This is a genomic window from Acidovorax sp. (assembly GCF_046294525.1).
In the GTDB taxonomy this organism is placed as follows: domain Bacteria; phylum Pseudomonadota; class Gammaproteobacteria; order Burkholderiales; family Burkholderiaceae_C; genus Acidovorax.
Genome location: NZ_JBKBKQ010000007.1, coordinates 1 through 22,949, shown reverse-complemented (window position 1 = coordinate 22,949; position 22,949 = coordinate 1). Strand labels below are relative to the sequence as shown.

Sequence of the window (22,949 nt, the reverse complement as noted above, 5' to 3'; positions counted from 1 at the left end):
TGACATCCGGGGCGGCCTCGCTAGGGCCGCCCGCTGCGCGCTTTTTTGCGCTGGGTACAGACCGCCCTTCGCCTGAAATTTGCACCAAATTGGCCTCTAGCGCTTTATCAGAAAGCGCCAGCAGCTACAAATTACATAGCACTATTCAAATACCCGCCCTGTGCGGCACCGCCAGTGAGGCGCTATGGTGGCGGCTGTTTCGTCCATCGTCCGACCATGCCCACACCCCCGTCGTCCCACCGCACCTTCCACAGCTATCAACCCCGCCAAGGCCACGGCCTGCCGCACGACCCGTTCAACGCCATCGTGGGGCCGCGCCCCATCGGCTGGATCTCCACGCAGAGCGCCGCGGGCGGCACCAACCTGGCGCCCTACAGCTTTTTCAACGCCTTCAACTACGTGCCGCCCATCGTGGGCTTTGCCAGCATTGGCTTCAAGGACACGGTGCGCAACGTGCAGGAGACCGGCGAGTTCGTGTGGAACCTGGCCACGCGCGACCTCGCCGAGGCCATGAACCAGAGCTGCGCCGCCGTGCCGCCCGAGGTGAGCGAGTTCGGCCTGACGGGGCTTAGCCCCCTGCCCTCCACCCAGGTGCGCCCACCGCGCGTAGCCGAAAGCCCGGTCACCTTCGAATGCCGCAGCACGCAGATCCTGCAGCTGCAAGGGGCCGATGGCGTGAAGGCCGAGACTTGGCTGGTGTTGGGCGAGGTGGTAGCCGTGCACATTGACACGGCACTGCTGAAAGACGGCGTGTACGACACGGCGAACGCAGGCCACATCCTGCGCGGCGGCGGCCCGGCCGACTATTTCACCGTGGGGCCAGAGCAGCTGTTCAAGATGTACCGGCCGCGCTGAAGCGCACCGGCCAAGCCCCCGCGCAAGCGGGGTTTTGCCGGTGCACAGGCACACTGCGCACCTATCCTCTCGATCCATTCCCCATCACTCCTCCACGAGGTGCCCAAGTGCTCAACTTCCTGATGTTTGCAGCCGGCCTGGCCGCCCTGGTGGCCGGCGCCGACCTGCTGGTGCGCGGCGCGTCCCGGCTGGCGCTGTCGTTCGGCATCTCGCCGTTGGTGGTGGGGCTGACCATCGTGGCCTTTGGCACCAGCGCGCCCGAGATGGCGGTGTCCGCCGGGGCCGTGCTCAACGGGCAAACCGACCTGGCCATCGGCAACGTGGTGGGCAGCAACATCTTCAACGTGCTGTTCATCCTGGGGCTGAGCGCGCTCATCGCCCCGCTGGTGGTGCACATGCAGCTCATCCGGCAGGAGGTACCCATCCTCATCGGTGCGTCGCTGCTGCTGCTGGTGCTGAGCCTGGACGGGCGCCTGGGCATGCTGGATGGCGCGCTGTTCTTTGGGCTGCTGCTGGCCTACACCGCGTTTCTCATCGTGCAGTCGCGCCGCGAGACCCGTGCGGCGGCCGACGGCGCCGCCGCACCGGCCAACGAATACGAATCCGGCCTGCAGCCGCCGCCCGCTGGCGCGTGGGATTCGCGCCTGTGGGTGCAGCTGCTGCTCATCGTCGGCGGGCTGGGCTTGCTGGTGCTGGGGTCGGACTGGCTGGTGACCGCGTCAGTGGCATTTGCCAAGGCACTGGGCGTGAGCGACGTGGTGATCGGCCTCACCATCGTGGCGGCTGGCACGTCCATGCCCGAGGTGGCCACGTCGATTGCCGCAGCGCTCAAGGGCGAGCGCGACATCGCCGTGGGCAACGCCGTGGGAAGCAGCACCTTCAACATCCTGGGCTGCCTGGGCCTGTCTGGCCTGCTGGCGGGCAGCACGGGCCTCACCGTGCCCAGTTCGGTGCTGGCCTTCGATATCTGGGTGATGCTGGCGGTGGCCCTGGCCAGCCTGCCCATCTTCCTGTCGGGGCGCGAGATTGCACGCTGGGAGGGCGGCGTCTTTCTGGGCTACTACGTCGCCTACGTGAGCTACCTCATCCTCGCCGCGCAGGACCACGCTGCCCTGCCTGCCTACTCGTACGTGATGATGGGCTTCGTGATTCCGATCACTGTGGTCACACTGGTCGTATCGCTGATCCGGCGGCCACCACCTGCTGCACACTGAAGGCCCCACAGGCCACACTACGGAGATTCCAGATACCAGGTGAGGCGGGCCCGTGACCACGCGGCGGTCAAGGCAGTGCCCCACACAACCCGGCTTGCGGCTTGCGCGCCCATTGTTCCGTCCACGCCCACACCTGCTGAATACCGTCAATGCCCGCCGCGGGGCGCTGCAGGCCATGGTCCGCGCCGCTCATGCGCCGCGAGCAAAAGGGTGCCGTACGCCCTGCAGCCAGTTGGGCGAAGCGTTCATAGGCTTCCGGGGGCACCAATTCGTCGTCGCTGCCCCACACCTGCAGCACTGGCCAGGGCCCTTGCAGCAGCGGCAGCGCCAGCTGCCAGTTCCACAAATCACGCCAGTACCCCAGGCTGCGGCCCTGCAGCACCACGCTGTCGTGCGGTGCGCCGTGCACCACCTGCCCCAGCGCTGTCCAGTCGGCTTCTACACCCCTGCGGAGGGCCTGCAGCGCACCGGCTTCCCGCGGGTCAAGCCCACTGGCAGACAACAGCACCAGCCCCGCGAGGTGCGGCACCTCGAGGGCCAGCGCGGGCACCAGTTCAGCGCCTTCGGAGATACCCACCAAAAGTTGCGGCACCGCTGGCTGCCAGGTGCGCTGCGCGGCGTCGGCGCGCAGCGCGGCGCGGGCGTGTGCAAGCCAGGGGGAATGCCGGTCCTGCCCCACAAAGCTTCGCGTGCAATCCGCAGGGGCGGTGCGGGCCTGCGGATCCACCCACGGTTTGTGCAGCACCAGTACCTGCGCATGCAGCAGTCCTGCAAAGTAGCGGTCGGCCACCGGCCCCATGCCCGCGCAGCCAGAGCCCGGGACCACGATCACCCGGTAGCGCAGTGGCGCCGTGCGTTGGGCCCGCTGCAGGGCCGGGACGGTGGCGCCATCCGCCCCTGGCAGGGGTCGGAGCGTGAACGCCTCTGCGGGAGGCTGTGTCTGCACTATCGGTGGCGCTGCAGCGCAGCCGCACAACGCGGCAAAGACCGCAACAGAGGCCACAAAAAAGGCCAGCACGGAGCTGGCCTTGGGGTGCCGTGTTGTGGCGGCAAACCGCTGCGTCACTGCGTGCCAGGCTGCATGATCACTTGAGGATCAGCACCTGCTCAGGCTGCTGGGGCTGCGGCATGGGCATGGGCTGGCCGCCCTGCTGGTACACAACCGGCGGGCGCACGCCGCGCGCCAGATGGGCATCGGTGTAGCCCAGCTGCGTAGCGAGCTGCTGGTAGACGTCCTGCGCCAGCGACAGCGAGGTTTCGCGCATCACCTTGGCGCGGTTGGGCGGGGCGATGTCGCCACGGACCGACAGGATCTTGGTGTCGTTGCCCTCGCCCTGGGCAGAGAACGCGGCCTTGATCTCGTAGGTCTTGGTGTTGATGAGCGAGAAGTCGGCCAGCAGCTGCAAGCCGTACTGGCGCGTGGCGCTGGTGGTGCCTTGCAGCGGCGAGAGCGCATCGGTGAAGTCGATGCTGGACACCACGCCGAACAGCACGTAGTCGGCGCCGTTGAACTCGCCCTTCTTGATGCGGCTGATCACATCGGCCACCTGGGGCTGCGCCTGGGGCGTGGCCATCTTGCCGCCCTGCACCTGGTTGAGCACCTGCTCGGCCTTGCTGGGCTGGGGCTTGCCGGCATCAAAGCCCTTGCCCTGCACCAGGCGGAAGTAGGTGCCCTGCAGGATGGCGCCCTTGATGTCGTTGGTGTAGCCGCCAAGCTCGCGCTGCTCGATGTAGCTGTAGCGCCCGGCCACGTAGGTGCCGCTGGCCTGCTCGGAGGCCTGCATGGAATGGCTGCCCGAGTGCGATCCGCCACCGCCGTACATGCCATGGCTGTGGCTGCCACTGGCCTGGCCGCTGGCGCTCATCTGGCTGCTGCGCTGGTAGGTGCCAGCCATGAAGTATTCGGACACGCGCTGGGCGTAGGCCAGGTCGGTCACGGCGATCTTGGGCGCGGCGCCGGGCTGCTGCGCCTGCGCGCCTGTGCCCCAGGCCAGCGTGGTGGCCGCGATCACGGCCAGGGCCGTGTGCAATGTGGTTCTGCGTTGCATGTGATGCTCCTTGTGAGCTAACGGGAATTCATGAATCAATCGACCGGCCCAAGCAGCGGCTCATGCCGGGAAAAACTGGCGCGCCCCAAGGCGAGGGACGCCGAGCAAGGGCCGCCCCGCAGCGAGGGCGTCGTCCCCCTTCCCGGCGAAGCCGAGAGAAGGGGGAAGGCGCGCAGCGCCTCAGGGGGATGTCCTGCTTCAGCGCTTGCTGGTCTTGCGAATTTCCTTCTCGTCCTGCCACTCGATCGTGCCTTCCTGCACATCAAACAGCTTGAGCGTGAACTTGTAGTACACGTCCTTGGTCGTGTTGTTCTGCTTGACGATGCTGGTCAGCTCGCCTTCCATGCTGTACTTGGCGGCGGTCATCTGGCCGACCTTGGCGGTGGTGCCCTGCTTGTACAAGCCGCTCTGGTTCTGGCGCTGCAGCTCGTCCACGCCGGCCTGCATCTCGTTGATCGAACGCACAAAGCGCACCTTGCCCGACTTGACCAGCGAGGTCTGGATGGAGTTCATCACGTTGGTGGTGTCGATGTACTCGCTGGTCTTGTTCTTCACCGTGGAGATCGTCACCGTGGGACGCCCCTGGAAGATGCCGGTTTCGAGCAAGCCGCCCGTCATCTTCTCGGCAATCATCTGCAGGTCGGTGGAGCCGAACTCGTTGGTCACCAGCTCGACGGCCTTGGCATCGCCGTAGTTGACCTGGCGGTCAAAACGCACGGTGGGCGACGACAGGTTCTGGCAGGCCGAAAGCGCCAGGGTGCTGGCGGCAAAGGCCACAATGAGCGCGCTGCGCGAAAGGGTGTTGCGTTGCATGTTGTTTTCTCCGGTCGGCACTGTGGCGTTGTCCATCAGCGCGGTTCTACGTTCATTTCCAGGCGCAAATCGATGGCCGCCGAAGTGGGCGCCACGCTCTTCACCGTCTGCTGCCCCAGGCCCAGCACGCTCATCTGCTTCCAGGACTCGCCATCGCCCACCTGGTTGCCCACGTTATCCAGCCACTTGAAGCGGTAGAACACGGTGCGGTCGGTGCGGCCCATGTTGGCCATGTCGGCCTGCACCGTGAGGATGTCGTTCTTGCGCACAATGCGCATCTCGCGCACGGCGATGCTGTTGGCTTCACCACGCAGCGCCACCTTGGAGGCCACAGCCAGCGGGGTGGCCGGGTCGTGCTGCTGGGCGGCAGCGCCCGCAGACAGGGTCATCAGGGCGGCCGACACCACCGCTGCTGCGGCGGCAGACGCCGTCAAAGTCCATTGCGTTCTCATGCCCAAGGCTCCTTCCAAAATTCTTGGCATACAAGGTTCGTTCGGTTGTCTTTTTTCTCTTTGCTGAGCTCCACTACTGATGCGACCGCAGTGGTATGGCTATCAACTCATTTCTTTGCGCCGGTGGCTGGCGCGGCAGCAGGTGTCGCGGCAGGCTTGGCAACGGCGGGCTTCACTGCCGTGCGGGGCACGGCGCGCGTGTTGCGCGTGGTGCGGGTCGTCGTTGTCACGGCGGGCACAGGCGGTGCGGGCGGCTCGACGGCCGCCACCGTGGGCAACTGGCCCAGCATGGCCACATCGCCGGTCAGTACGCTGTTCTCATACATGCGCAGCGGCACCAGGGCGTACTGGCCGTCCACCTTCACAGGCAGGGGCAGCTGGCGACCGTTGATGCTGATGGTGTGCTCGCCCGGGGGCAGGTAGCCGCGGGCCACGTACACGCGGCCGGGCAGCATGCGCCACATGCGGTCGTCGGCCTGTTCGGTAGCCACCGAAGCGGCCGCGCCGATGATGCCGCCGATCAGGCCGCCGCGCTTTTGCAGCTCGTTCTGCATCACACCCTTGGCCACGGCGCGGGTGAAGCCGCGCAGCACCATGCCGGGCATTTCGTCCTTGAGGGCGCGGCGTGCCATCACGTTCACGTCCACCACCTTCTCCAGCTTGAAGTCGGTGCCGGCCGCCGACAGCGTGGTCAGCAGCGGGTCGGTGGAGGGCTCGATCACGGGATAGGAGATGCTCGCCGTGACCATGCCGCGGCCCGTGGGCACGGGCAGCGTGAAGGCCTTGGGCTTGCGCGCGGGGGCGTCGCCCGCTTCCACAATGAACAGCACGTCGGTCATGCGCTGGCGGCGCTTCCAGGTGAAGCCGGTGCGGGTGTCCAGGCCGCGCAGGCCTTCTTCGAGGATGGGGGTGTCGGGCTTGAGCTCGATGGCCTTGCGGTAGCCCGGTGCAGCCAGGCCGGGCTCGTTGAGCATTTCGTACAAGAAGCCGGCCAGGTAGTGGCTGAGCGCGTTGGAATAGCCGTTCTTGAGGGCCAGCACTTCAGGGTCGTTGAGGGTCTCGACGGGATAACCATTGAGTTCCTTGCCGCCCGATGTCGCGCCCTTGGACTTGGCCTCTTCTTCAGCGGCCAGCGTCTCCTTGGCGCGGAATTCGGCAATGATGGCCTCGCGCTCGTGGGTGCGCTTGATGTCCACGCGGGCGTTTTCGAAATCGTTGGCCGCCATGCGGTTGAGGGCCAGGCGCGTGGTCAACCACACTTTTTCATAATCCTGGCCTTCATACACCTTCAGCCGCTCGCTGATGAGCGCCGCGCCCACGGTGCCCATCAGCTTGCTGGGGTTGGTCTTGGCGGTTTCTTCCCATTCCTTGACCTTGATGTCGGCCAGCAGGAAGGCATTGGTGCTGTCCGCATAGCGGCGGTCCATGCGCAGCAGCTCGCCACGTTCCATGTTGTAGAGCAGCGCGGTTTTTTCCTCTTCGGTCTTGGCAGTGCTTTCCAGGCTGGCCAGCGCAGCGGGGATGCCCCCCGTGCGGCCGGCCGTCTGCATGTCGGTAGCCACCTTGTCGTGACTTTGCATGGTGGCGCAGCCGGTCAAGGCAGCGCTCAGCGCCAGCGCCCACAGCAGGCGCGGGCGAAAACGAGATGGGTGGGCGGTGGTCATGAATGCTCCTTGCAGGTCGGTCGGTTGCGCATCAGAAAACCCCGGCCCCAACCGAGCGCGCCGCGGCGCCGCCGCGCAGCGCCCGGGTAAAGATGGAGCATCTGCGCGCACGGCAACGGCAGCCTGCGCTGGACAACGGGAACCGGATCAAGGTGGCGCGAACAGCCCGTGCGTCCCCTCCTGGCGCGTGCGTGTGCTGCGGGCAACCCCCTCTGGCTGTGAATTTCTTGGTTCTTCTGTGTGGTTTTGTAGCCAGCGCGGCAATGTAGCAAAAGCTTGTATCTTTTCTGTAACCGCCAAGGCGCGCAGAAACATACTCTCACAAACAACACCGTGCGATCACCGGGCGGTCGGGTTGACGGGATGGCCGGCGCGGGGTAGCACATGGGACACTCCTGAGCCAAGCCGGTCAGTCTTGGCCGCCCTGGCGTTCGGCCACGCGGTTGAGCGGCATGCGATACAGCCACACCACCCGGCCGCCAGGCGCGCGCAGCTGCGCGCTGGGCAGCACGCCCGGCACGGCAAATTCCAGGCTGACGAGCCAGGCACCCGGCGCCAGTTCGGCCTGGGCCTTGGCGGCAGCGCGAGCCATACTTTCAGGCCGCTGGAAGAGGTAGACCATGCGGTAGGCACTCCAGTCGGCCGCCCACATGTCGCCGCGCCGCACATGGGCCCAGGGACAGCGCAGCGCGCACAGCAGGCGCAGCGGCCAACTCCACTCCACCCCGTCCAGCTGTGCCGACGGATAGGCATGGCGCAGCGCCTTGAGGCCGTCGCCCACGCCGCAGCCGGCATCCAGCACCCGGGCGCCCAGCGGCAGAGGCGCCTGCACCGCCAGGGCCTGCAGCGCGTGGCGCGGGGTGGGAAACAGCGGCGCGTCGCGCCAGGCATTGAGCGGGTAGACCAGCAGCAGCAGCGCCAGCGGCACCAGCCAGGCCCAGGTCGGCAGGCTGGCAGCCCCCAGCAGCGCCAGCGACAACGGAAACCCCACGGCGATCAAACCCCTGCGCCACCAGCTGCTGCCGCCCATCACGCTGGCCGCCGTGCTCAGCAGGCACCCCATCAGCAGCGCCGCTACGGGCGACACAGCCCGCTGCAACAGCACGAACATCAGCCACGCGCCGCCCCATGCCAGCAGCGCGGGCAAGGGCCAGGGCAGGCGCAGGACCATAAGGACGCGGCCTCGTTCAGCGGCCGAACAGGCCGCGCAAGACGTTGACGGGGTTGACCACGTTGCCAAGCGCACTGCCGCTATCCGCACCCTCGCCTTGCGGCGGCTGGCCGCCGGACATACCGCTGCTGTACGGGGCGCTGCCCGCGTTGCTGCCGCCCGCACCTGGGGACCCCATGCCGCCCCGCGCGCCCTGCATCTCTTCACCCAGCATAGCCATGGTGTGCGACTTCACACGCACGCGCACCGACCATTCAGGCTCCCACGCGGCCTTGGGGTCGAACGGGCGCGGAGGGTGCACGATGTGGCTTTCGCCGCCATAGGCCATCATGCGCAGCATGGGCGTGGCATCGCGCCCGCCGCCCGCAAAGATGCCCTGGGGGATGGCGCACTGCGTGGTTTCGGGCTGCAGCAGCACACGCTCCTTCAGCCAGCGGTCGATGGTGGCGGGCGAGAGGTAGTCGAACAGGCCCATGCCAGTGTCGGGCGTCTCGGCGCTGGACCACATGATGAGGTCGTCCCCGCTTTGCGACATGGCGTGCAGGTAATAGGCGCGCGCATTGCGCACGGGCTGCCAGCTGGTGCCCATGCTGTCCTGCGGCTTGCCGGTGGTGCGCAGGTCGATGGCGGGCATCAGGTCCTGCGCCGCGCCCAGGGTAAATTTCATAGAGGCCGGCACGCCGTCGCCACGCACCTGGTGCTCGCCCACCACCGAGCTGTCCCGCGACAGGCTGACCTGGTTGCGTTCGTTGGGGTACAGCGCATAGGCCGGGCCCACGCGCGGGCCCCGGTCGGGCACGGCGCGGCCCGCGAAGGCCTGGGCGTAGTCGGAGGGCTTGGCACGTGCGAGATCGATCACGCGGGGCTGGCCCGCACGCACCGCGCTACCGCAGCCCCAGTACAGCAGGATGCGGCCCTTGGGCTGCTGTTGCTGGTACTCACGCGGCACTTCGCCCGGCTCGGTCTGCGTGGGCTGGGCACGCGGCGGGATCAGCGGCAGGGATTCGCCCATGCGCATGCCGGGCGGAATGGACTGGCTGGCCTCGACACCGGGGCGCAGGCTGTTGTGCAAGGCGATGTCGATGACCCGCGGCGGCATGATGGACATGGCGCGGGCGTTGCCGTACGACGTGTTGTTGCCGCCCCCCATGCCCGGCGCTGCGCCGCCACCCATGCCCCCCATGAGGCCGCCGAGCATGCCGCCGCCACCGGGCAGGCTGTCCATCTCGGGCATGCCGGCCATGGTGCCGGTGGACAGGTCCATCCACAGCTGTACCTTGGGGGTCTTGGTGTTCTGGGCCTGGGCGCCCAGGCTGGCGATGCTCAGGCCAACGGCCAGGCACGCGGGGGTCAGATAGCGCAAAGAGGTTGTCATCGGGTCTGGTTCCAGGAGATACATGGATCACCCGGCAAACCATCGTGGGCCGCAAAGCGGCTTCATCGCCGCCCTGTGAAGAGGCCTTGCGGTCAACCCGGGTGTGTTGAACGCAGCGCAGTGTAGGCCCCGCAAGGACGCATTTTGCCCGTGCAAGTTACTTGTGGAAACCGTTTGTGTGCGCTATTTCACGCCGTCTTGCGCGGCGACAACGCCGCGCCCCGGAGCGATGAGCGGGTCAGCCGCGCAGGCGGTCGATCAGGCCGTTGAGCGCCTCCAGCGACCCGAACTGGATCGCCAGCTCGCCCATGTCCTCCACCCGGCCGTTGCGCTTGACGCGTTTTTTGACGCGCACCTCGACCTCGGCCATGAGCAGGTCCGAGAGTTCTTCTTCCACGCGCTTCAGGTCGCGCGACTTTTCCTTCTTGGGCTTTTGCGGCACCAGGCTGAACTCGGCGCTGAGCTTTTTCACCAGCGCCTCGGCCTCGCGCACCGACAGCTTCTTGGCCGCGATCTGGTTGCCCGCCGTGATCTGCGCGGCGCGGTCCAGCGCCAGCAGCGCACGCGCGTGGCCCATGTCGATGTCGCCCGCCATCAGCATGGTCTGCACCGGCTCGGCCAGGTTCAAGAGGCGCAGCAGGTTGCTGGCAGCGCTGCGCGAGCGGCCCACGGCCTGCGCGGCCAGCTCGTGCGTGAGGCCAAATTCGCGCACCAGGCGCTGCAGGCCCTGGGCTTCTTCCAGCGGGTTCAGGTCTTCGCGCTGGATGTTTTCGATGAGCGCCATGGCGGCTGCCGACTCGTCGGGCACATCGCGCACCAGCACCGGCACATCGGCCAGGCCCGCCAGGCGCGAGGCGCGAAAGCGCCGCTCGCCCGCAATGATTTCGTACTTGCCCACGTGCTCCCCGCCCGTGAGCCGCCGCACCAGGATGGGCTGCATGATGCCCTGGGCCTTGATGGATTCGGCCAGCTCGTACAGCGCGCCTTCGTCCATGCGCGTGCGCGGCTGGTACACCCCCGGCACCAGTTCGCTCAGTGGCAGGCTGCTGGGCAGGCCCGCTTCGGCGGCCTGGGCCTGTTCCACTTTGTCTTCGACCTTGGGGCCCAGCAGAGCTTCCAGGCCGCGGCCGAGGCCCTTGGGTTTTTTGGTGACCATGTTGTTTTTCTCAATCGTTCAAAAGGGTGTGCAGCAGCGCCTGGCCTTCCGGCCAATCGCCCAGGCCTGACTCGGCATTGATATGGCCCCGATCGCCATAGTCGATGAAACGCGCGCCCCAGGCCTGCGCCATGCCCTCTGCACGCTCGAAGCTGCAGTACGGGTCGTTGCGGCTGCCCACCAGCACGGCCGGGAATGGCAGCGGCTGGCGCGCTATGGGTGCCCAGCCGTGGATCTGCGCAGCCAGGTCGGGCCGCTCCACATTACCCGGCGCCACCAATAGCGCACCGCGCACCTTGCTCGCGTGGCGAGTGTGCGCCGCCCACCAAGCCGTAAGGATGCAGCCCAGGCTGTGGGCTACCAGCACCACAGGGCCGTCAGCATCGGCGACGGTTTCTTCCAGACGCGCGGACCAGTCGCCGCGCAGCGGGCGCATCCAGTCGTGCTGCTCCACGCGCTGGTAGCCGTGCGTGGCCTCCCAACGGCTTTGCCAATGGTCGGGGCCAGAGTTCTGCCAGCCGGGCAGCAGGAGGATGTTGGAGGGGCTCATTACTCTCAATTTAATAGCTGTCAGCGCTTATCCATCAAGCGCTAGAGGCCATTTTTGCCATTGAAGCGGCCGCAGCGGGCATGGTCTGCACGCGGTCCACCATCTCTTGCGCAAATTCCACAAACGCCTGGCTGCCCTTGGCCAGCGGGTCGAACACCACGCCGGGCAGCCCGTAGCTGGGCGCCTCGGCCAGGCGCACATTGCGAGGGATCACGCTGTTAAACACCTTGTCGCCAAAGTGGCCCTTGAGCTGGTCGCTCACCTGCTGCTGCAGCGTGATGCGCGGGTCGAACATCACGCGCAGCAGGCCGATGATCTGCAGGTCGGCATTGAGGTTGGCGTGCACCTGCTTGATGGTGTTGACCAGGTCCGTGAGCCCTTCGAGCGCAAAGTATTCGCACTGCATGGGCACGATCACGCCGTGGGCGCTGCACAGGCCGTTGAGGGTGAGCATGGAGAGCGACGGCGGGCAGTCGATGAGCACGAAGTCGAAGTCGGCATCCGCCTCGGCCAGCGCGGCCTTGAGGCGCTTTTCACGATGCTCCAGCGTCACCAGCTCCACCTCGGCGCCCGCCAGTTCGCGGTTGGCGCCCAGCACCCAGTAGCCACATTTGTCCGACAGCACGGCCGCCTCTTTCACCGAGGCGGATTCGAGCAGCACGTCGTACACCGTGAGGTCGAGGCTGCGCTTGTCCACGCCCGAGCCCATGGTGGCGTTGCCCTGCGGGTCCAGGTCCACCATCAGCACGCGCTGGCCGATCTTGGCCAGACCCGCAGCAAGGTTGACGGTGGTGGTGGTCTTGCCCACCCCACCTTTTTGATTGGCAACGCAAAAAATCTTGGCCATGTGGATGCTGCAGTCGGTGGGGTTTTATTTGGAGATGGCCAGCTTGATGCCAAAGCCGACCAGGAACACGCCGGCCAGCTTTTCCAGTGTGCGGCTGATGCGGGGGTTGGCGCGCATGCGCTCGGCCAGGCGGTGGGTTAGCAGCACCACGATCAGCCCGTAGGCAAAAGTCAGCGCGGCAATGGTGGCGGCCATCACGCCGAAGGTCAGCATGCCCTGGTGGCGGGCAGGGTCCACGAACAGGGGGAAGAACGCCATGTAGAACACGATGGCCTTGGGGTTGAGCAAGGTGATGAGCCCGGCCTGCTTGAAGTAGTGGCGCGGCTCGATGTTCAGGATGGGCTGGGCGCCCGGCTTGGCCGTGACCATCTTGAAACCAAGCCACGCGAGATAGGCCGCGCCCAGCCACTGCACGGCGTTGAAGGCCGCCGGGTACGTGGCCAGCAGCGTGGCCACCCCAGCCACCGCCGCCCACATCAGCACCTGGTCACCCGCGATCATACCCATGGTGGCAGCCAAACCACCCCGGATGCCGCCCTTGCTGGTGGAGGTGATGAGCGCCAGATTTCCAGGGCCTGGGATGAGCAGGAACAACACGATGGCAGCGACAAAGGCGCCGTAGTCTGCGATGCCGAACATGGTTTCTCCTGGTGCGCGGGGAGGGTGCGGTGCAAAGATGCACCCGGGTGAGCAGCCGAGTTTACGCGAGCCCCCTGCTTCGGCTGCCGAAAAGTCGGCAGCCCGGTGGTCCGGGTGATCAGGCGGGCTTCATCCAGACGATGCAACGCTCGGCATCCAGGCCCGGCACCGTAAGCTGTTCCACGTGAAACACCGCCACATCCGCAGGCAGCGCGGCAATTTCGTCCTCGGGGTGTTTGCCCTTCATGGCCAACCATACTCCGTGGGCCGCGGCCAGTGCGCTGCGCGACCAGATCACAAAGTCTGGCAACGAGGCAAACGCGCGGCAGCTGATGAGGTCGAACGGCGTGGTCAGCGTCTCGACCCGCGCATGCACGCCGTGCAGGTTGCGCAGCTTGAGCGCCACCGCTGCCTGCTGGATGAACGCGGCCTTCTTGCCCACGGTGTCCACGCAGCTCACATCCACGTCGGGGCAGCAGATGGCAAACACCACGCCGGGCAGACCACCGCCCGACCCGACATCCAGCAGCTTCACCGCTGCCACCGCACCACCCTGCTGCAGGCCTGCCACATGCCTGCGCAGCGGTGCTACGGCAGCCAAACTGTCGAGCAAGTGGTGGGTCAGCATCTCCTGCGGGTCGCGCACGGCGGTCAGGTTGTAGACCTTATTCCACTTCTGCAGCAGCGCCAAGAAGTCCATCAACAGCCCGACCTGTGCGTCGCTCAGGCCCAGCGCCAGGGCGTCGGCCCCGGCTTGCAGTTGCTGGCGCAGGCTGTCGTTGTTGCTGTTCACCGCCATCGTCATGCCGCCACTTCGCCTTCTGCCTTGGTGGGCGTTGCCGGTGCCACGGCGAACTCCTTGAACCCGCCCTTCTTCAAATGCACCATCAGCAGCGAAATCGACGCGGGCGTGATGCCCGTGATGCGCGAGGCATGACCCAGGGTCTCGGGCCGGTGACGATTGAGCACCTGGCGCGCCTCGATGCTCAAGGCCGTGACCTGCATGTAGTCCAGGTCGGGCGGCAGGCGCAGCTTCTCAAAGTGCGCAGCGCGCTCCACCTCACCCTTCTGGCGGTCGATATAGCCCGCGTACTTGGCCGCAATCTCCACCTGCTCCAGCACTGGTGCGCTCAGGTCGCCCAGGGTTTCACGTGAAACATCGGCCGATGTGTACTTGCCACCGTCCATCGATACCAGGTTGGCGTAGCTCACATCGGGGCGGCGCAGCAGTTCGAACAGGTTGTATTCATGCTCGATGCTCTTGCCCAGCACGCGCTCGGATTCCGCCGCTGGCAGGTTGCGCGGGTTCACCCAGGTGGCTTTCAGGCGCTCTGTTTCACGTGAAACCGCATCACGTTTGCGACTGAACGCATCCCAGCGCGCATCGTCCACCAGGCCCATCTGGCGCCCCACTTCCGTCAGGCGCATGTCCGCGTTGTCTTCGCGCAGCTGCAGGCGGAACTCGGCCCGGCTGGTGAACATGCGGTAAGGCTCGGTCACACCCTTGGTGATGAGGTCATCCACCAGCACGCCCAGGTAGGCCTCGTCCCGGCCAGGCAGCCAGGGCGCATCGCCCCGGCACTGCAGCGCGGCGTTGATGCCGGCGAACAGGCCCTGGGCCGCCGCCTCTTCATAACCGGTGGTGCCATTGATCTGCCCGGCGAAGAACAGGCCCTGGATCTGGCGGGTCTCGAAACTGCTCTTGAGCGAGCGGGGGTCGAAGTAGTCGTACTCAATGGCATAGCCGGGGCGCAGGATGTGCGCGTTCTCCAGCCCCGGCATGCTGCGCACCAGGTCGTACTGGATGTCGAACGGCAGGCTAGTGGAAATGCCGTTGGGGTAGTACTCGTGCGTGGTCAGGCCTTCGGGCTCCAGAAAGATCTGGTGGCTGTCCTTGTCCGCAAAGCGGTTGATCTTGTCTTCCACGCTCGGGCAGTAGCGCGGGCCCACGCCCTCGATCTTGCCGGTGAACATGGGGCTGCGGTCAAAGCCGCTGCGGATGATCTCGTGCGTGCGCTCGTTGGTATGGGTGATCCAGCAAGGCACCTGCTGGGGGTGCATGGCCGCATGGCCCATGAAGCTGAACACGGGCACCGTGCCCTCGTTCACGCCGCCGGGCATGCCGTCGCCGGGTTGCTCGGTGCACTTTGAGAAGTCAATGCTGCGCCCATCAATGCGCGGTGGCGTGCCGGTCTTCAGGCGCCCTTGGGGCAGCTTCAGCTCCTTCAGGCGCGCCGACAGCGACACCGCCGGTGGGTCCCCTGCCCGGCCCGCCGCGTAGTTGTTCAGGCCCACATGGATCTTGCCGTCCAGAAAGGTGCCCGCCGTCAGCACCACGGTGCGGCTGCGGAAACGGATGCCCACCTGCGTCACGGCGCCCACCACGCGGTCGCCCTCCACCATCAGGTCGTCCACCGCCTGTTGGAACAACCAGAGGTTGGGCTGGTTCTCCAGCATGCGGCGGATGGCGGCCTTGTACAGAATGCGGTCGGCCTGCGCCCGCGTAGCACGCACCGCAGGGCCTTTGGAGCTGTTGAGAATGCGGAACTGGATGCCGCCCTCGTCGGTGGCCAGCGCCATGGCGCCGCCGAGCGCATCCACCTCTTTCACCAGGTGGCCCTTGCCGATGCCACCGATGCTGGGGTTACAGCTCATCTGCCCCAGCGTCTCGATGTTGTGGGTCAGCAGCAGCGTTTTGCTGCCCATGCGCGCAGCGGCCAGCGCGGCCTCGGTGCCTGCATGGCCACCGCCGACAACGATCACATCAAATTCCTGGGGATACAACATGGGGACACTCCGGGGCCTGGCGGGCCCGATAATCAAAACACCCGGCGCGCGCAGGCACCCTGTCAAAGGCGCCGCATACCGGCTCTGCTGGTGGCGGGCGCACTTGGCGCCCCAGCAGGCAACCCGCGATTTTCCCACTTTGCGCAGGCCGTGTCTGTTTCTAGGGCGTGTCATCAATCAATCCCCCCATGCGAAAGCCATCCAGGCCGTGCAGTGCTAGGCGCCCTGAGTGCCGTGTAGCCCCGCTACACAAGCGAAGGGCAACGACGCAATGCGCGGCCTGGATGGTTTTCCCTTCGGGCTGGCCCCGCAATGCGGCGTCTGCTTTGTCGCGTGGCTTGCCCATAGCTGACTATGGGCTGCGCCCCGCTTCGCGCATCCATCCGCATTGCGGGGCCAGCGCGTGGGGGGATTGATTGATGACACGCCCTAGCCCCCTCACCCTCTTCCTGACCGAGTTGCTTGGCGCCCCGCCCCCAGCCATTGAGGCCTGGTGGGCACACGCCGAGCGGCGCGTGCTGGAGCGCGGCCAGCCCCTGCTGCGTGCAGGCGAACACTGGCGGCACCTGTGGTGGGTGGAGCGCGGCGCGCTGCGGCTGTACTACCTGGACCGCGACGGGGCCGAGTCCAACAAGAACTTCTTTTTGGACAGCGCCCTGTGCTGGCCCATCACCCCCTCACTGCGCCAGCAGCCGGTGATGTTTCACGTGGAACCATTGGAAGACAGTGTGGTGTGGGCGCTGCCCTTGCCCGTCGATTCAGGTGAGCCGCTGCCCAGCGCGGGCTGGGCACCCTGGGCCGCGCTGGAGCACCGGGTACTGTGCGCGCTGCTCGACGGCAAGATGCAGCGCGAGCAGGAGTTCCTGCAGCTCAGCGCCCGCCAGCGCTACGCCCGCTTGATGGAGCAGCACCCGGACTGGTCCGAACGCATCGCACTCAGGCATCTCGCGTCCTATCTGGGCGTGACCGATGTGTCGCTGTCGCGCCTGCGCAGTGAGATGGGGCTTATCAAAGGATAAGGCGCTGGGGGCGGCTCATCGGCAGACTGCGGGCATCTCACCAAATGCCCGCGCCCATGACAACTGCCCTACGTGCCAACCCCACGCCCGCCCCGCTCGCCCTGATCCCCCACACACTCGCTGTGCTCTGGCTCGGCCTCATGGCCGGGTTTTCCGGCACCTATAGCGCCAACGTCAACCTGGCAATGTTGCAGATGGACGGCGCCACCTACGCCACAGTACAGTCCGCTTTCAACCGCAACGTGCGGCACGCCTTGTTCTTTGGTCTGTTCTTTGGCCCGCCCTTGTGGTGTGCGCTCGCCATAGGCACGGCCTGGCGTGAACACCGCAGGCTGTGGTGGCGCCTGCTGGCCCTGGTCGGTGTGGCCTACCTGCTGGGCATCGTGTTCTTCACCCAGCAGGTCAACCTGCCCCTGAACTACACGACAGAAGCCTGGAACCCCCAGGCCCTGCCCGCCGACTGGAGCCGCGTGCGCGACCAGTGGAATGCCGCCAACCTGTGGCGGGCCTGGTTCAGCCTGGGATGTTTTGCGGCGGCGCTGGGCACGCTGGTGGGGCGCCTAGCCGGTCGCCGCATGCCGGGCTGACGTGGTCAGCGGTGGCCGCCGTCATCCCCCGCGCAGCACCGAGCCAAAAAACCGCACCGCGCTCCCCGCATGCAGGATTCCTGCCGCCCGCCTGTGATTCAATCGCAGGCACCATGCCCAACACCACCACCCCCTCCTCCTCCCTCCTCGTCTTTGCCGGCAGCACGCGCCAGCAATCCTTCAACCGCAAACTGGCCCATGCCACCGCTGCCATCGCGCGCGATGCGGGTGCCAGCGTCACGCTGCTGGAGCTCTCGGACTTCGACATCCCGCTGTACAACGCCGACCTCGAAGCCCAGGGCACACCCGCCGACGTGGTCCGCCTCAAGGAAATCCTGTGGCAGCACCCGGCCTGGGTGATCTGCTCGCCCGAGTACAACGGCAGCTACACCGCCCTGCTCAAGAACACCATCGACTGGGCCTCCAGCCCCGTCAAAGGCAACCCCGACTGGCAGGACGGCGGCAAGAGCTTTCGCGGCAAGGTGGTGGGCATGCTCAGCGCCTCGCCCGGCGCCCTGGGCGGCCTGCGCTCGCAAAGCCACCTGGCACCCCTGCTGATCAATGCCGAATGCTGGCTCGCGCCCAAGGCGTTTGCGCTGGGCTCGGCGGGCAGCGCGTTTGACGACAGCGGCGCCCTCATCCAGCAAACCCACCGCGACCGCGTGCGCGCCGTGGTGGACCAGGTGCTGTGGGCATCGGCCCGACTGAATGCTGAAGCGGCCACAGGCCAGTGAGCGCAAAAAACAAGGGCCAAAACAGGCCTTTACGCTCGCCCCGTATACCCTGATAGCTATATAAAAAAGAGCAAATACCCATGGACTGCCGCCCCGGCTGCGGCGCCTGCTGCACCGCCCCTTCCATCAGCTCGCCCATCCCGGGCATGCCCCAGGGCAAACCGGCGGGGGTGCGCTGCATCCAGCTGGGGGACGATGCGCGCTGCCTTATTTTTGGGCAGCCTGATCGCCCGGCGGTGTGCGGCGGGTTGACGCCTTCCATGGAAATGTGCGGCGCCAGCAACGAGCAAGCGCTGGTGTATCTGACGCGGCTGGAGCGACTGACTCAACCGGGAAGTGTGGGCGAACCGGTGGCATAGCCGGTCTTCCTCCTCTTGCCGCCTGACCAGGTAGGTGACTGCTACTTCATCGAGTGCAGACCTACCTTGTTGCCCTCGGTGTCCACAAAGTGGGCAAAGAACCCGAAGTCACTACCAATCGCCGTCTTGGGCACCACCACCTGGCCACCGGCCTGCGCCACACGCGCCAGCAGGGGAGCCAGGTCATCGCCGCCGTTCAGGTACACCATGGTTCCGTTCTGTGAAGGCACGCCGCCCTCGCCCTGCACAATGGCACCGCCCACGGCCTCGGGGTCGGTGGACAACATGCCCATCATGGTCGGGCCCATGGCCATGGGCGCAATGCTGATGCCCAGCACCGTCTCATAGAAGGTCTTGGCGCGGGCAAAGTCGGTCACGGGAATCTCGAACCAGTTCAGAGCGTGGGGCATGGGGGCTCCTGGGGTGAAAAAACGGCAAAAGCAAATAAAGCCAAAGACGCGCACAGCATGCTCGCCGAAGGCTGGCCGCATGGCAAGCACGCCAAGCCCTGCCCGGTCAGCTCTCACGGCTTGGGCAGAGCCCGGTCTTGTCGACATGCCTTTAGTGGCTTGGCTGTAGCCGACGCAATGCGCAGCACACGCGGCTCGTCACCCCGGCTCACCACCACCTGCATGCACGCGCAGCCGTGGCCGTAGGTTCGGTTGGTCTTCACCCACTGCGCGTCGGTGAACACCGGCCAATCGCCTTCTGCGCTGTGCCCGCCTTGCATCGAAACCACCCATTCCCCGTCGCGGTCGGTCAGGGTGGCGTTGTTGGGAGTGGGGTTGTGGAACCAGCCGCAGCGGTTTTCCAGCGGCACGGTGGGCGCGGGGTCTTGCGCTGCCGACACCGCGGCGGTCCCGGCAAGCAGCGCGGCGCCCAGCACGCGAAAGGCGCGGCGAATGCAGGACAACGGTGACATGGCTTTTCCCTCGAATTTTTGAATGAAATATGGCTCTGGCGCTTATACAGCAAGCGCTGATAGCTATCAAATCAAAAGCATCTACTCCCGACTGTCACAGCGCGCCGAGGCCGACCGTCTTGGTTCATCGCCGTGTTCTCACGCAAAAATGCGCACACTCCACGACACCGCCATGCACGACACCACGCCGCCCACCCCCGCCGACCCCTTCACCTCCCTACGCCCCCGCCTCTTTGGTATTGCCTACCGCATGCTGGGCGTGCGCGCCGATGCCGAAGATGTGCTGCAGGACGCCTGGCTGCGCTGGAGCCGCCAGGACCCGACAGCGCTGCAGTCGGCCGAGGCCTGGCTGGTGACCGTGGTCACGCGGCTGTCCATCGACCGGCTGCGCGCGCTCAAGGCCGAGCGTGAGGCCTATGTGGGCTGGTGGCTGCCCGAGCCGCTGGTACAGCTGCAGGACCCCATCACTGGCGATGCGCAACACCACCATACGCCCGAGGCAGCCGCCGAGCTGGCGGGCGAGCTGTCGGTAGCCTTTCTGTATGTGCTGGAGCGCCTGGGCCCCGAGGAACGTGCGGCCTTTTTGCTGCGCCAGGTGTTCGACTACGACTACCCCGAGATCGCCGCCCAGCTGGGCAAGACCGAAGCCGCCTGCCGCCAGATGGTGCACCGCGCGAGCGAGCGCGTGCAGCAGGCGCGCACCCGCTTTGAGGTGCCGCGCGCGGTGCACCGCCAACTGCTGCAGCGCTTCATGCTGGCCGCGAAAAGCGGCGACCGCAGCGCCATCGAATCGCTGCTGAGCGAAGACGCGCAGCTGATTGGCGATGGTGGTGGCAAGGTGGCCTCGTTCCCCAAACCGCTGGTGGGGCGTTTTCGCATTGCCATGCTGTACTGGGCGCAGCACCGCCGCCTGGGCGCGCAGCTGGCCTACCGCATGGCCCTCATCAATGGCGAGCCGGGCCTGCTGTACTACGCCAATGGCCGCCTCGACTCCGCACAGGCGTTCGTGATGGAAGGCGAGCACATCGTCGCCATCTATGCCGTACGCAACCCGGACAAACTGATTGGGGTTCCAGCGGTGCTGGACGAACGCTGAGGGCAAAGAAGCAAGGGTTTTTGCGGGCCAATCTGTCACATCCGCGCACCGCGCCCCGTCTTGATGGGTATGGAAGGCAGCAGCAGCCCATTCGCTGCGGCTTCTTCCAGAGCAGCTTGTTTTCTTTCACCCTTTCAGGAGTTTTCCATGTCCCAGCACACCGCCCGCCTGCCCTACCACCAGCTGTCTTCCAAGGCCTTCATGGGCCTGGTGAACCTGTCCGAGACCATCAAGAAAGGCCCGCTGGGCACGCGCCTGGCCGAGTTGGTATTTCTGCGCGTGTCGCAAATCAACGGCTGCGCCTACTGCATGGACATGCACTGGCACGTGCTGGTGAAAGAAGGCGTGGAGCCGCGCCACCTCAACGCCGTGGCCGGCTGGCGCGAGGCGCCGTTCTTCAGCGAGCGTGAGCGCGCCGCGCTGCGCTGGGCCGAAATCCTGACAGCCACGCCGCACAGCGATGCCAGCGACGAAGAGTTCGCGAAGCTGCAGGCCGTGTTCAGCGATGCCGAGATCACCGAACTGGGCTTTGCCATCGCCGTCATCAACGGCTGGAACCTGGTGAATGCCGGCATGCGCGCACCGATTCCGCAAAAGCCCGCCGTCTAATATTCAGGCAAAAAGTGGCTCTGGCGCTTATCCAACAAGCGCTAGCAGCTATGATTTTTGATGAAACACAGGCTCTGGCACTCCCTCAAGGCAAGCGCCCCGCCTGTGTAGCCTGCCTGACAGTCCCGCGGGCCACGCCGGCCTACAGTGGGGTCTCCAACCCCTTCCGCATTCGCGGACGGAGGTCTAACTATCACGGAGACACCCTATGCACCTCAGCATCCCCCCGATGCAAGACAGCGTCAGCCCCGAAGAATGGCAGCTGCGCTGCGACCTGGCCGCCTGCTACCGGCTGGTGGCGCTGTACGGTTTCAGCGACATGGTCTTCACGCACATCAGCGCCAAGCTGCCCGAGTCGGTGGCAGGGCCTGGCGAGCACCATTTCCTCATCAACCCGTATGGCCTGATGTTCGAGGAGATCACGGCCTCCAGCCTGATCAAGGTGGACATGCAGTGCAACAAGCTGCACGACTCGCCCTTCCCGGTGAACCCCGCGGGTTTTGTCATCCACAGCGCCGTGCACGAGGCCCGGCCTGAAGCCAGCTGCGTGCTGCACACCCACACCCGCGCCGGCGTAGCCGTGAGCGCCCAGCAGTGCGGCGTGCTGCCCATCAGCCAGCAGAGCACGTTCGTGCTGGGCTCGCTGGCGTACCACGACTACGAGGGCGTGGCCTTCCGCGACGAGGAAAAGCCGCGCCTGCAGGCCGACCTGGGGCAGGCCAACTTCCTCATGCTGCGCAACCACGGGCTGCTCACCGTAGGCAAGACGATTGCGGATGCCTTCCTGTCGATGTACACCTTCGAGAACACCTGCCGTATCCAGATCGACGCCCAGGCCGGCGGCGCGCTGACCGAGGTGAATCCGCAGATCGTGAGCGGCGTGGCCCAGGCCATGCGCGTGCAGACGGGCGGACTGGGCGGCGCATTCGCCTGGCCCGCGCTGCTGCGCAAGGTGCAGCGGGAAGCGCCCGGTTACGACACTTGACCCCCCTGTGTCGCCTTCGGCGTCTCGGTGCCGCCGCCAGAGGCGCCAGCTCTTCGGTCACGTCCAAGCCTGCGCAGGCAGGCTTGGAGCCGCGGCCCTCAGCCCCCAAGGGGGGACGCCGCCCGCGCGGCGGGGCGGCCCTTGCACGGCGGCACTGGCTTGGACCGCGCCAGTTTCCACCCCCCGCATCCCGCCCAACGGGGGACGCGAGCAGAAAAGCGGCGCAGCGCATAGCATCGGCAGGTTCGAAACTTCTTCACGTGTTTCACCAACGCAAGGACCTGCCATGAAGCTGTACTACTCCCCCGGCGCCTGCTCGCTCTCGCCCCACATCGCCCTGCGCGAGGCGGGCCTGGCCTTCACCCCCGTGCTGGCCAGCACCAAGAGCCACAAGCTGCAGGACGGCACCGACTACTACACCATCAACCCCCTGGGCTACGTGCCGCTGCTGGAGCTGGACGACGGCACCCGCCTGCGCGAAGGCCCGGCCATCGTGCAGTACATCGCCGACCAGGTGCCCCTGAAAATGCTGGCGCCGCAAAACGGCAGCCTGCAGCGCTACCGCCTGCAAGAGTGGCTCACCTTCATCGGCACCGAAATCCACAAGGGTTTCAGCCCCCTGTTCAAACCCAACACCCCCGAGGACTACAAGCCCATCGTGCGCGAAAGCCTGCTGCAGCGCCTGCAGTGGGTGGACAGCCAGCTCGAAGGCAAGCAGTACCTGATGGGCGACCAGTTCACCGTGGCCGACGGCTACCTGTTCACCGTGACCAACTGGGCCAAGCCCACCAACGTGGACATTTCGGGCCTGGCCAACCTGACGGCCTACCGTGAGCGCGTGGTTGCGCGCCCCGCTGTGCAGGAAGCGATGAAGGCCGAGGGCCTGTTGAAGTAACTCCCGCGGCCACGGACCACGGACCCAGACAGAAAGCCAAAACCCGTTCACGCTGAGGTTCTATGGCTTTCGTCAAGTTCTGACAGCGACCAACGCAGGATCGAACAGGACGTGCTGTTTGAACAGTGAGAAAGCCACACGCAAGAGCTTGCGGGCAAGCACAACGAGCGCA

General features: G+C 66.2%; 25 protein-coding genes. 10 read left to right on the top strand and 15 right to left on the bottom strand.

The genetic code is table 11. From position 1 onward, the window contains the following. The first annotated feature begins 216 nt into the window (after positions 1–216). Together ACK4HJ_RS09080 and ACK4HJ_RS09075 are read left to right on the top strand one after the other, a co-directional pair. Positions 217–855, top strand: coding sequence for a flavin reductase family protein (locus tag ACK4HJ_RS09080; RefSeq protein ID WP_409830175.1), 639 nt, complete (start codon positions 217–219; stop codon positions 853–855). Positions 856–977: 122 nt separating this feature from the next. Further along, positions 978–2,069 carry a calcium/sodium antiporter gene (locus tag ACK4HJ_RS09075; RefSeq protein ID WP_409830524.1) on the top strand — a complete coding sequence of 364 codons (1,092 nt, stop codon included), beginning with the start codon at positions 978–980 and terminating at the stop codon, positions 2,067–2,069. A 67-nt stretch (positions 2,070–2,136) separates the two neighbouring features. Here the strand turns inward: ACK4HJ_RS09075 and ACK4HJ_RS09070 are convergent, their stop codons facing one another. The 13 genes from ACK4HJ_RS09070 to mnmG form a co-directional block, all read right to left on the bottom strand. After that, on the bottom strand, positions 2,137–3,087 hold the full coding sequence (locus tag ACK4HJ_RS09070) for an alpha/beta fold hydrolase (protein WP_409830172.1): 951 nt from the start codon (positions 3,085–3,087) through the stop codon (positions 2,137–2,139). A 67-nt stretch (positions 3,088–3,154) separates the two neighbouring features. Continuing rightward, complete coding sequence (locus ACK4HJ_RS09065; protein WP_409830169.1) at positions 3,155–4,117, bottom strand: hypothetical protein; 963 nt, start codon at positions 4,115–4,117, stop codon at positions 3,155–3,157. A 198-nt stretch (positions 4,118–4,315) separates the two neighbouring features. Beyond that, positions 4,316–4,930: a penicillin-binding protein activator LpoB gene (lpoB, locus tag ACK4HJ_RS09060; protein ID WP_409830167.1), complete on the bottom strand. Its 615-nt coding sequence runs from the start codon at positions 4,928–4,930 to the stop codon at positions 4,316–4,318. 35 nt (positions 4,931–4,965) lie between these two features. After that, positions 4,966–5,382: a YcfL family protein gene (locus ACK4HJ_RS09055; RefSeq protein ID WP_409830164.1), complete on the bottom strand. Its 417-nt coding sequence runs from the start codon at positions 5,380–5,382 to the stop codon at positions 4,966–4,968. Between the two features lie 107 nt (positions 5,383–5,489). Beyond that, entirely contained in the window at positions 5,490–7,046 is a 1,557-nt protein-coding gene (locus ACK4HJ_RS09050) for a COG3014 family protein (protein WP_409830161.1), read from the bottom strand. 409 nt (positions 7,047–7,455) lie between these two features. After that, positions 7,456–8,217, bottom strand: coding sequence for a class I SAM-dependent methyltransferase (locus tag ACK4HJ_RS09045; RefSeq protein ID WP_409830158.1), 762 nt, complete (start codon positions 8,215–8,217; stop codon positions 7,456–7,458). A gap of 16 nt (positions 8,218–8,233) precedes the next feature. Continuing rightward, positions 8,234–9,592 (bottom strand): hypothetical protein, encoded by a 1,359-nt coding sequence (locus tag ACK4HJ_RS09040; RefSeq protein ID WP_409830155.1) that lies wholly within the window; start codon positions 9,590–9,592, stop codon positions 8,234–8,236. 238 nt (positions 9,593–9,830) lie between these two features. Beyond that, entirely contained in the window at positions 9,831–10,748 is a 918-nt protein-coding gene (locus ACK4HJ_RS09035) for a ParB/RepB/Spo0J family partition protein (RefSeq protein ID WP_409830152.1), read from the bottom strand. A gap of 10 nt (positions 10,749–10,758) precedes the next feature. After that, complete coding sequence (locus ACK4HJ_RS09030; protein WP_409830149.1) at positions 10,759–11,298, bottom strand: RBBP9/YdeN family alpha/beta hydrolase; 540 nt, start codon at positions 11,296–11,298, stop codon at positions 10,759–10,761. 34 nt (positions 11,299–11,332) lie between these two features. After that, on the bottom strand, positions 11,333–12,145 hold the full coding sequence (locus tag ACK4HJ_RS09025) for a ParA family protein (protein ID WP_409830146.1): 813 nt from the start codon (positions 12,143–12,145) through the stop codon (positions 11,333–11,335). Between the two features lie 24 nt (positions 12,146–12,169). Further along, positions 12,170–12,784, bottom strand: a complete 615-nt coding sequence (locus ACK4HJ_RS09020) for a LysE family transporter (RefSeq protein WP_409830144.1) — start codon at positions 12,782–12,784, stop codon at positions 12,170–12,172. A 118-nt stretch (positions 12,785–12,902) separates the two neighbouring features. Beyond that, complete coding sequence (rsmG, locus tag ACK4HJ_RS09015; RefSeq protein WP_409830521.1) at positions 12,903–13,583, bottom strand: 16S rRNA (guanine(527)-N(7))-methyltransferase RsmG; 681 nt, start codon at positions 13,581–13,583, stop codon at positions 12,903–12,905. A gap of 2 nt (positions 13,584–13,585) precedes the next feature. Next, entirely contained in the window at positions 13,586–15,571 is a 1,986-nt protein-coding gene (gene mnmG / locus ACK4HJ_RS09010) for a tRNA uridine-5-carboxymethylaminomethyl(34) synthesis enzyme MnmG (protein WP_409830141.1), read from the bottom strand. Between the two features lie 419 nt (positions 15,572–15,990). Here mnmG and ACK4HJ_RS09005 point away from each other — a divergent pair, with 419 nt between their 5' ends. From ACK4HJ_RS09005 to ACK4HJ_RS08990, 4 genes are all read left to right on the top strand, one after another. After that, complete coding sequence (locus ACK4HJ_RS09005; RefSeq protein ID WP_409830139.1) at positions 15,991–16,590, top strand: Crp/Fnr family transcriptional regulator; 600 nt, start codon at positions 15,991–15,993, stop codon at positions 16,588–16,590. 56 nt (positions 16,591–16,646) lie between these two features. Beyond that, positions 16,647–17,177, top strand: coding sequence for an anthrone oxygenase family protein (locus ACK4HJ_RS09000; protein WP_409830136.1), 531 nt, complete (start codon positions 16,647–16,649; stop codon positions 17,175–17,177). A gap of 113 nt (positions 17,178–17,290) precedes the next feature. After that, entirely contained in the window at positions 17,291–17,911 is a 621-nt protein-coding gene (locus ACK4HJ_RS08995) for an NADPH-dependent FMN reductase (protein WP_409830134.1), read from the top strand. 80 nt (positions 17,912–17,991) lie between these two features. Continuing rightward, complete coding sequence (locus ACK4HJ_RS08990; protein WP_409830131.1) at positions 17,992–18,270, top strand: YkgJ family cysteine cluster protein; 279 nt, start codon at positions 17,992–17,994, stop codon at positions 18,268–18,270. A gap of 41 nt (positions 18,271–18,311) precedes the next feature. Here ACK4HJ_RS08990 and ACK4HJ_RS08985 read toward each other — a convergent pair whose 3' ends face one another. Together ACK4HJ_RS08985 and ACK4HJ_RS08980 are read right to left on the bottom strand one after the other, a co-directional pair. Next, positions 18,312–18,680 (bottom strand): VOC family protein, encoded by a 369-nt coding sequence (locus ACK4HJ_RS08985; protein WP_409830128.1) that lies wholly within the window; start codon positions 18,678–18,680, stop codon positions 18,312–18,314. A 113-nt stretch (positions 18,681–18,793) separates the two neighbouring features. Then, a complete protein-coding gene (locus ACK4HJ_RS08980) occupies positions 18,794–19,192 on the bottom strand; it encodes a DUF4087 domain-containing protein (protein ID WP_409830125.1) in 399 nt (132 codons plus the stop codon). Positions 19,193–19,340: 148 nt separating this feature from the next. Between ACK4HJ_RS08980 and ACK4HJ_RS08975 the strand changes: the two genes are divergently transcribed. The 4 genes from ACK4HJ_RS08975 (at position 19,341) to gstA (ending at position 22,777) form a co-directional block, all read left to right on the top strand. Beyond that, entirely contained in the window at positions 19,341–20,288 is a 948-nt protein-coding gene (locus ACK4HJ_RS08975) for an RNA polymerase sigma-70 factor (RefSeq protein WP_409830124.1), read from the top strand. 147 nt (positions 20,289–20,435) lie between these two features. After that, on the top strand, positions 20,436–20,897 hold the full coding sequence (locus tag ACK4HJ_RS08970) for a carboxymuconolactone decarboxylase family protein (RefSeq protein ID WP_409830121.1): 462 nt from the start codon (positions 20,436–20,438) through the stop codon (positions 20,895–20,897). Positions 20,898–21,105: 208 nt separating this feature from the next. Beyond that, positions 21,106–21,882, top strand: coding sequence for a class II aldolase/adducin family protein (locus tag ACK4HJ_RS08965; RefSeq protein ID WP_409830118.1), 777 nt, complete (start codon positions 21,106–21,108; stop codon positions 21,880–21,882). Between the two features lie 286 nt (positions 21,883–22,168). Next, complete coding sequence (gene gstA / locus ACK4HJ_RS08960; protein WP_409830115.1) at positions 22,169–22,777, top strand: glutathione transferase GstA; 609 nt, start codon at positions 22,169–22,171, stop codon at positions 22,775–22,777. The last annotated feature ends 172 nt before the right edge of the window (positions 22,778–22,949 follow it).

Coding starts and splice junctions, on each gene's coding strand:
- ACK4HJ_RS09080 (WP_409830175.1), top strand. CDS start 217: ATGCCCACACCCCCGTCGTCCCACCGCACCTTCCACAGCTATCAACCC.
- ACK4HJ_RS09075 (WP_409830524.1), top strand. CDS start 978: ATGTTTGCAGCCGGCCTGGCCGCCCTGGTGGCCGGCGCCGACCTGCTG.
- ACK4HJ_RS09065 (WP_409830169.1), bottom strand. CDS start 4,117: ATGCAACGCAGAACCACATTGCACACGGCCCTGGCCGTGATCGCGGCC.
- lpoB (WP_409830167.1), bottom strand. CDS start 4,930: ATGCAACGCAACACCCTTTCGCGCAGCGCGCTCATTGTGGCCTTTGCC.
- ACK4HJ_RS09055 (WP_409830164.1), bottom strand. CDS start 5,382: ATGAGAACGCAATGGACTTTGACGGCGTCTGCCGCCGCAGCAGCGGTG.
- ACK4HJ_RS09050 (WP_409830161.1), bottom strand. CDS start 7,046: ATGACCACCGCCCACCCATCTCGTTTTCGCCCGCGCCTGCTGTGGGCG.
- ACK4HJ_RS09045 (WP_409830158.1), bottom strand. CDS start 8,217: ATGGTCCTGCGCCTGCCCTGGCCCTTGCCCGCGCTGCTGGCATGGGGC.
- ACK4HJ_RS09040 (WP_409830155.1), bottom strand. CDS start 9,592: ATGACAACCTCTTTGCGCTATCTGACCCCCGCGTGCCTGGCCGTTGGC.
- ACK4HJ_RS09035 (WP_409830152.1), bottom strand. CDS start 10,748: ATGGTCACCAAAAAACCCAAGGGCCTCGGCCGCGGCCTGGAAGCTCTG.
- ACK4HJ_RS09030 (WP_409830149.1), bottom strand. CDS start 11,298: ATGAGCCCCTCCAACATCCTCCTGCTGCCCGGCTGGCAGAACTCTGGC.
- ACK4HJ_RS09025 (WP_409830146.1), bottom strand. CDS start 12,145: ATGGCCAAGATTTTTTGCGTTGCCAATCAAAAAGGTGGGGTGGGCAAG.
- ACK4HJ_RS09020 (WP_409830144.1), bottom strand. CDS start 12,784: ATGTTCGGCATCGCAGACTACGGCGCCTTTGTCGCTGCCATCGTGTTG.
- rsmG (WP_409830521.1), bottom strand. CDS start 13,583: ATGGCGGTGAACAGCAACAACGACAGCCTGCGCCAGCAACTGCAAGCC.
- mnmG (WP_409830141.1), bottom strand. CDS start 15,571: ATGTTGTATCCCCAGGAATTTGATGTGATCGTTGTCGGCGGTGGCCAT.
- ACK4HJ_RS09005 (WP_409830139.1), top strand. CDS start 15,991: ATGACACGCCCTAGCCCCCTCACCCTCTTCCTGACCGAGTTGCTTGGC.
- ACK4HJ_RS09000 (WP_409830136.1), top strand. CDS start 16,647: ATGACAACTGCCCTACGTGCCAACCCCACGCCCGCCCCGCTCGCCCTG.
- ACK4HJ_RS08995 (WP_409830134.1), top strand. CDS start 17,291: ATGCCCAACACCACCACCCCCTCCTCCTCCCTCCTCGTCTTTGCCGGC.
- ACK4HJ_RS08990 (WP_409830131.1), top strand. CDS start 17,992: ATGGACTGCCGCCCCGGCTGCGGCGCCTGCTGCACCGCCCCTTCCATC.
- ACK4HJ_RS08985 (WP_409830128.1), bottom strand. CDS start 18,680: ATGCCCCACGCTCTGAACTGGTTCGAGATTCCCGTGACCGACTTTGCC.
- ACK4HJ_RS08980 (WP_409830125.1), bottom strand. CDS start 19,192: ATGTCACCGTTGTCCTGCATTCGCCGCGCCTTTCGCGTGCTGGGCGCC.
- ACK4HJ_RS08975 (WP_409830124.1), top strand. CDS start 19,341: ATGCGCACACTCCACGACACCGCCATGCACGACACCACGCCGCCCACC.
- ACK4HJ_RS08970 (WP_409830121.1), top strand. CDS start 20,436: ATGTCCCAGCACACCGCCCGCCTGCCCTACCACCAGCTGTCTTCCAAG.
- ACK4HJ_RS08965 (WP_409830118.1), top strand. CDS start 21,106: ATGCACCTCAGCATCCCCCCGATGCAAGACAGCGTCAGCCCCGAAGAA.
- gstA (WP_409830115.1), top strand. CDS start 22,169: ATGAAGCTGTACTACTCCCCCGGCGCCTGCTCGCTCTCGCCCCACATC.